This window comes from Psychrobacillus sp. (assembly GCF_056205495.1).
The window spans coordinates 1-7,166 of sequence record NZ_JBAEAP010000149.1 but is presented as its reverse complement, the minus strand read 5'-3'; the positions used below and the strand labels follow the sequence as shown (position 1 = coordinate 7,166).

Below are 7,166 nucleotides of genomic sequence, written 5' to 3'. Positions count from 1 at the left end.
ATTTTGTTTCCTCCTTTTATTGGATCGAGCAATACCAAACAAATGGCCTATAAACAAAAAAGTCCCTGCATGATAAAAATCATGCAGGGACGCATAGTCATTAGCAGGGTAACACCCCGCTTGAAGGATCAATCCTTCCGCTTTTTCACATGTAACGTTGTGAAAACGTATAACTCCAAGCCTGTAATTCGCTTTTATACACTGACTAACTTTCACCGACCGTTAGCTCTCTAAACAGTATGTATAATCACTACTTCGGACTTTTCTTCGTTAAATGATATACCTATTTTACCTAATTTGTTTCGGATGTCAATAAGTATCGTCTAACATATTGGACTATGATATAATATTCATGATTTGGAGGTCGAGAAATAAATGAATAAATGGATGGAGAAATTCCACTTATATAAAGAGAAAGTAGATGCCTGGCAAAAAACCAAGTGGGCAAGAAGGTTACGTATATCTTCAAGTGTCGTATGGAATTTATGCTTAATATTTTTAGTAGTCGGCCTCATACTTGGAGCATTTGCAGCATCTGTCGGCGCAGGCTATTTCACTTCTTTAAACAAGGATGAACCTTTAAGAAAGAAAGAAGAAATGCGAGCAGCCGTGTTTAATTATGAAGAGACTTCTGAAATTTACTTTGCAGGGGATGTCTACCTTGGGAAGCTTAGAACAGATTTGGAAAGAACTGAAACAGATCTTGCAAATGTCTCCCCTTATGTCATTGATGCAGTATTAGCTACCGAGGACGAATACTTTAAAGTCCATAACGGGATAGTTCCTAAAGCCATCTTCAGAGGTCTATTACAGGATATGACGAACTCAGATACTCAAACGGGCGGTTCTACATTAACCCAACAGCTAATTAAAAATCAAATCCTTACCAATGAAGTATCTTATGAACGAAAAGCTAAGGAAATTCTTTTAGCAATGCGACTTGAGGAGTTTATGAGCAAGGACGAGATTTTAGAGGCATATCTAAACATTATTCCTTATGGTAGAAATGCAAACGGTCGTAATATCGCTGGAATCGAAACTGCAGCACAGGGAATTTTTAATGTGAAGGCTAAAGACCTGACTCTCCCTCAGGCTGCATACATTGCAGGTATTCCACAAGCCCCTTTTAAATACACCCCTTTTAGTAATGGTGGAGTATTAAAAGAAGGCGACTCGTTAAAGCATGGTATAGATCGCATGAAAGTCGTATTATATCGGATGAAAGAAACCGGATATATAACAGAAGCGGAATACCAATCTTCCGTTAACTATGATATTACAAAAGACTTTAGACAAAAGGAAACATTGCCAGAGGAAAAATATCCATGGCTTACCTTTGAAATTGAAAAGAGAGTTAGAGATATTTTAAGTGTTCAGTTAGCTGAAAAAGACGGAGTGGATTTAGAAGCTCTAGAAAAAGATGATCCTCTAATTGAAAAGTATAATATTATGGCACAGCGTGCTGCTAGTACGGGTGGGTATCGTATTCATACTACTATCAATAAAGATATGTATGAAAAAATGCTTCAAGTAAGAGATGCATTTGAATCTTATGGACATACTTATACTAATATTAGTGTTAAGGATCCTATTACTGGAGAAACAATCAAAAAGGATTTCCCTGTACAAGTTGGAAGTATGCTAATAGAAAATGGAACTGGCCGTATTCTCTCGTTCTTAGGTGGTCGAGATTATAATGTAGAGCAATATAATCATGCTACTCAGGCAGTACGATCCATGGGTTCTACGATTAAACCATTGGTAGTTTATGCACCAGCTATTGAATATGGTGTAATTGGAGCAGGAAGTCCTCTTGCAGATGTTAAATTTAATATAAATGATAATGGAAACAAGTGGGAGCCTTCTAACTATACAACGGAACAAGAGCTTGGAATTATTTCCGCTCGACAAGCAGTAACAACTTCCCAAAACTTATCGACCATTAGACTTTACGATCAAATAAAAGATAAAAAGCCAACTGATTTCATGAAGAAAATGGGCTTTGAAAGCATCGAAGAAGATGAATATGCTAACCTTGCACTTTCTATTGGAGGCATGAGAAAAGGTGCTTCTTTAGAAGAAAATACGAATGCATACGGAACTTTTGCGAATAATGGTCAATTTGTTGATGCATATATGATTGAGAAAATTGTAGACGTGGAAGGCAATGTTGTTTATCAGCATCAAGTAGAGCCTGTCGATGTATTTAGCCCTCAAACAGCATATATTATGACTGATATTTTAAGAGATGTTATGTCACAGGGTACTGCTAAGCTGGCAAGCTCTCGTTTAAAATTCCAATCTGACTTTGGAGCGAAAACTGGTACAACACAAGGTCATAGTGATTCATGGTTAGTAGGGTACAATCCAAATGTTTCATTGGGTGTTTGGCTTGGTTATGACGAGCAAAAGCTTACATTATTCCATATGAACAATCGTTATGGGCACCCAAGTGTTCGTATCAATACACTTTGGTCGAACATGATGAATGCAATGTATGACATTAACCCTGAGCTAATAGATGCACCAAATGCTTTCCAAGCGCCTGAAGGAGTCGTTTCCAGATCATTCTGTGGTATTTCTGGTCTAGCACCTTCTACTGCTTGTGAGCAGGCAGGTCTTGTAAAATCTGACTTATTTAATGCGAAGGTTATGCTTCCTACGCAGGCAGATGATAGTCTAGTATCCTCATCTTATGTAGTCATCAACGGTAGTAAATATCGATCATTGGATTCTACTCCAAGCGAATTTGTTACTGCAGGTGGTCACGGAGTAAGTGAGGACTTTATAAAACGAATGCTTGGTCGATTTGGTGGAGACGCTAGTAAGCTATTCCCGAACGATTCAACATTTGCTAGTAATGTAGTTTCAGAAAAGGTATTTGAGGCAGACGGTACTCCCCCTGCTCCAGTAACTACCTCTCTGACAGGAAATACAATGACATGGACGAAATCGGCTTCTAGTGATGTAGTCGGATATCGTGTATACCAAGTCGTTAATGGTAACAGAGTGCTGGTTGCTACTAAAAAAGAGGCGGAAAACTATAGCTATCAAATCACTTCTCCTGGTCAATATGTGGTAGTAACAGTGGATATAACCGGATTACAGTCTGGCGCTTCTAATATATCTACCATTAATGCTCCAGAACCTGTGATACCAGTTGCTCCTCCTGAGGAACCGGTAGAAGAAGTGCCTGAGCAGCCTGTCCCAGGTGATGGTAATGGCGGTGGCGGTGAGGTAATCATTACACCTCCAGTCGAGCCTACCCCACCACCGGAAGAAGAATCTACACCATAACAAGAAAAGCGCAGGCGCCTGTCTCTGCCCCGACAGGCAAATGGAGAAAAGCGAGGAGGCAGTTCCTCAGCCACCGGAGCTTTTATCCATTTGACCCGAGGGTCAAGGCGCTGGAGCTAGACATTAATTTATCCATGGGTTCAGAATTTTATAATTTCCTAAATAACGAGAAAAAGCGGTGACTAATAGTCATCGCTTTTTTGTTTCAATAAAAAAGAACTCCAGACACCACAACTAGTAATTGAAAAAAATAATACATGCAGAATAAAAATAGTGTGATTTCCATTTTTCCCCTTCCAATATATTTTTTGCGTGACCACCAATAAAACTAAAAAAGGAGCACTAATTCATATGCGAATTGGTGCCCCTAATTTGAATAACAATTAAAATTTCCTAACAATATTCCAATGTGCTTTTGTGAAAAACTAATCTTCCATCGTAGATAAATCACCAGTTGGAAGCTGTAATTCCCATGCCTTTAATACTCGGCGCATAATCTTACCGCTTCTAGTTTTAGGTAGCTTATCCTTAAACTCAATTTCTCTAGGAGCTGCATGAGCGGCAAGACCCTTCTTCACAAATTGCTGAATGTCTGCAATTAGCTCATCAGAAGGCTCATACCCTTCATTTAAGGCAACAAATGCTTTAATAATCTCTCCTCGGACTGGATCTGGCTTTCCTATTACTCCTGCCTCAAGAATTGCAGGATGCTCTAATAATTTACTTTCTACTTCAAATGGACCTACACGCTCACCTGAGGTCATAATAACGTCGTCTACTCTTCCTTGGAACCAGAAATAACCATCATCATCCATATAGGCAGAGTCTCCTGAGAAGTACCATTCATCATTGATAAAATAAGATTCAAACTTTTCTTGGTTTTTCCAAACCTGACGCATCATAGATGGCCATCCTTTTTTGATGGCAAGGTTACCCATTGTGAATGGCGGGACCTCTACTCCATTGTTATCAATAATTGCAGCCTTAATGCCTGGCAATGGTTTCCCCATGGAACCGGGTTTAATCGGAAGGCAGCCATAGTTACAAATCATTTGAGCGCCTGTTTCAGTCATCCACCAAGTATCATGAATTCGTTTATTGAATACCTGCATTCCCCACTTAATAACCTCAGGGTTAAGTGGCTCACCAACTGATAATACATGACGCAGGGAGATTAGATCATATTTCTTCACGATGCCATCCCCAGCACCCATTAGCATACGAAAAGCAGTTGGAGCACTGTACCAGACAGTAACCTTGTATTCTTCTATTGCTTTATACCAAGCATCTGGAGAAAAACGCCCACCTAAGATCAGGGAAGTTGTTCCAGCCAGCCAAGGTCCAAATATTCCATAGGAAGTTCCAGTAACCCATCCTGGGTCTGCCGTACACCAATATATATCATCTTCTCTTATATCCATAACCCATTTCATGGACTGATAGTGTTGTACCATCGCGTAATGAACATGTAATATTCCTTTAGGCTTACCAGTAGAGCCAGAAGTATAATGTAGTATAAGTCCATCTTCTTTATCTACCCATTCTATTTCAAATTCATCAGAGGCATTGTTTAACGCCTTATTAAAGTCTACAAATTTATCATCCTCTTGAATATTGTCTCCCACTAAAAAAACAGTTTCCAAATCTGGTAGACGGTCTAAAGGTATTCTTCCTAACAATTCAGGTGTAGTAACAATTGCCTTCGCTTCGCTATCTAGTAAACGATCATATACTGCCCCTTCCATAAAGGCTTCAAACAATGGACCAACAATTGCGCCCATTTTTACTGCCCCTAGCAAAGCAAAATATAATTCCGGAGATCTTGGCATAAAAATAAATAGGCGGTCCCCTTTTGCTAAATTAGAGTGCTCTTTGTAAACGTTTGCAGCTTTGTCTGTCCAGGTTTTCATGTTAGCAAATGTATACGACTCCTTGCGATCAACATCTTGATAATATAAGGCTACCTTGTCCTTAATATCTGATGCTGCATGACGGTCAATCGCTTCATATGCCATATTCACCTTGCCTGTCTCATACCAGGAAAAAGACTTTTCAGCTTCCTCCCATTGAAAATCCTGAGCAGTTTTCTCATAGTCCTTTAATTGATACTCCTCTTGTACTACTGGTAACGCTTCGATTTTCATCCCAATTCACCCTTTCTAAATATACTCTCTTATATTCTACAATACTCTCACAAAGTAATGCTAATGTTTTAACTTTTTTGAATGTTTTGTTACATAACTGAAGTAATCGCTTTCTTCCTAAAAATTCATGTATAATAGTGGCAACTGTAACTAAATTATAGGTGGTGAATATGTGGAACATAAAAAAGTATTTTATTCGATAGAGAAAGAGACAAAGCATGGTCCAATTACTATTGAAGGACCCGTAGCATCTGAAGAATTAGCCAAGTTGACTTTCCATGAGGATTTAATAGCATTTCGAAATCCTCAACAACAACATAAGGCAATTATCGAAATTGCAAAGTTACCAGAGGGTAGGATTATCATTGTTAGAGAAAAGGACATGATTGTCGGATACTGTACGTTTCTTCATCCAGACCCACTAGAACGTTGGTCCCAAGGGAACATGGAAAACTTAATAGAATTAGGGGCTATTGAAGTTATTCCAAAATACCGTGGAACTGGAGTCGGAAAAGAATTACTCAGAGTCTCTATGATGGACGATGCGATGGAAGATTATATAACGATTACAACTGAATATTATTGGCATTGGGATTTAAAAGGAACCGGTTTAAATGTATGGGAGTACCGAAAGATGATGGAAAAAATGATGATGGCTGGTGGCCTTGAATATTTTGCAACAGATGATCCAGAGATCAGCTCCCATCCAGCCAATTGTTTGATGGCCAAAATCGGTAGCCGTGTGGACAATGAATCCATCCAGCAATTTGATCAATTACGTTTTATGAATCGCTTCATGTATTAAGGAAGATGTTTTAAATTTCTCACAAAGGGGTTTGGTTTTATGCTTGTAGAAGAAATCATGAATACATCAGTACCTACTTTAACACCGTCACATACTATAAATGATGCTTTAAAAGTCTTAAAGGAGAAACGTATTAGGCACATACCGATTGTTAATGAGGAACGTGAAGTTTTAGGGGTGGTAACAGACCGTGACTTAAAGGAAGCAACTCCCTCCTCTCTACAGGATAGAAAGGATGCGGAAATTTTAGATTTACCATTAGAAAAAATTATGACTAAGAACCCTATTACTGGGCACCCGCTTGATTTTGTCGAGGAAACTGCTAGTATTTTCTACGATAATCGTATAGGTTGCCTACCTATAGTGAGTCAAGGAAAGCTAGTCGGCATGATTACAGAATCTGATCTTCTCTATAAATTTATCGAGCTGACAGGTGTGCATCAGCCGGGATCTCAGATGGAAATACGGGTACCCAACCGACCAGGCGTGTTATTTGAAATATCTAAAGTAATTTATGAGCAAAAAGTGAATTTACTTAGCGTCTTAGTATATCCCGATAAAAATGATAGTGAATACAAGATTCTCGTTCTACGTGTCAAAACGATGAATCCTCTCAAATTGGTTCAAGCAGTAAGAGATGCCGGCTTTGAGGTTTTATGGCCAAGCCAGCCGGGATTGAATGTATGAAAAAGAATGCTGTTTTTATCTTCTCAGAAAATCAGCTTGGTTATAAATTTTCAGAAACTCATCCCTTTAACCAAAAACGCCTGACACTTACTGTTGACCTATTAATGGAAATGAATTCACTATCACCATCGGATATTGTGGCACCCCGTATAGCAACGGATGAAGAACTATGTTTAGTGCATGACCCTAGTTACATTGATATTGTTAAAAAAGCTAGTCAAGAGACAGAGAGT

Annotated in this window: 5 protein-coding genes and 1 pseudogene; 5 read left to right on the top strand and 1 reads right to left on the bottom strand. The window is 38.9% G+C overall.

From position 1 onward, the window contains the following. On the top strand, positions 1–234 hold a 234-nt coding region (locus tag AC06OU_RS04455; RefSeq protein ID WP_475854237.1), incomplete at its 5' end, for a hypothetical protein. Positions 235–375: 141 nt separating this feature from the next. Continuing rightward, positions 376–3,297, top strand: a complete 2,922-nt coding sequence (locus AC06OU_RS04450) for a transglycosylase domain-containing protein (protein ID WP_475854236.1) — start codon at positions 376–378, stop codon at positions 3,295–3,297. A 425-nt stretch (positions 3,298–3,722) separates the two neighbouring features. On the opposite strand, the gene acsA is transcribed toward AC06OU_RS04450, so the two are convergent. Further along, a complete protein-coding gene (gene acsA, locus AC06OU_RS04445) occupies positions 3,723–5,441 on the bottom strand; it encodes an acetate--CoA ligase (protein ID WP_475854234.1) in 1,719 nt (572 codons plus the stop codon). Between the two features lie 172 nt (positions 5,442–5,613). On the opposite strand from acsA, the gene AC06OU_RS04440 reads away from it, so the two are divergent. The 3 genes and pseudogenes from AC06OU_RS04440 to AC06OU_RS04430 form a co-directional block, all read left to right on the top strand. Then, positions 5,614–6,246 (top strand): GNAT family N-acetyltransferase, encoded by a 633-nt coding sequence (locus tag AC06OU_RS04440; RefSeq protein ID WP_169361288.1) that lies wholly within the window; start codon positions 5,614–5,616, stop codon positions 6,244–6,246. A 39-nt stretch (positions 6,247–6,285) separates the two neighbouring features. Further along, positions 6,286–6,933 carry an acetoin utilization AcuB family protein gene (locus tag AC06OU_RS04435; RefSeq protein ID WP_342567894.1) on the top strand — a complete coding sequence of 216 codons (648 nt, stop codon included), beginning with the start codon at positions 6,286–6,288 and terminating at the stop codon, positions 6,931–6,933. Beyond that, a pseudogene (locus tag AC06OU_RS04430) lies at positions 6,903–7,166 on the top strand (acetoin utilization protein AcuC); the annotation flags it as partial. The gene AC06OU_RS04435 and the pseudogene AC06OU_RS04430, both read left to right, overlap by 31 nt.

What these genes read in the sequence shown, in the direction of transcription:
- AC06OU_RS04450 (WP_475854236.1), top strand. Translation starts at nt 376, where the DNA reads ATGAATAAATGGATGGAGAAATTCCACTTATATAAAGAGAAAGTAGAT.
- acsA (WP_475854234.1), bottom strand. Translation starts at nt 5,441, where the DNA reads ATGAAAATCGAAGCGTTACCAGTAGTACAAGAGGAGTATCAATTAAAG.
- AC06OU_RS04435 (WP_342567894.1), top strand. Translation starts at nt 6,286, where the DNA reads ATGCTTGTAGAAGAAATCATGAATACATCAGTACCTACTTTAACACCG.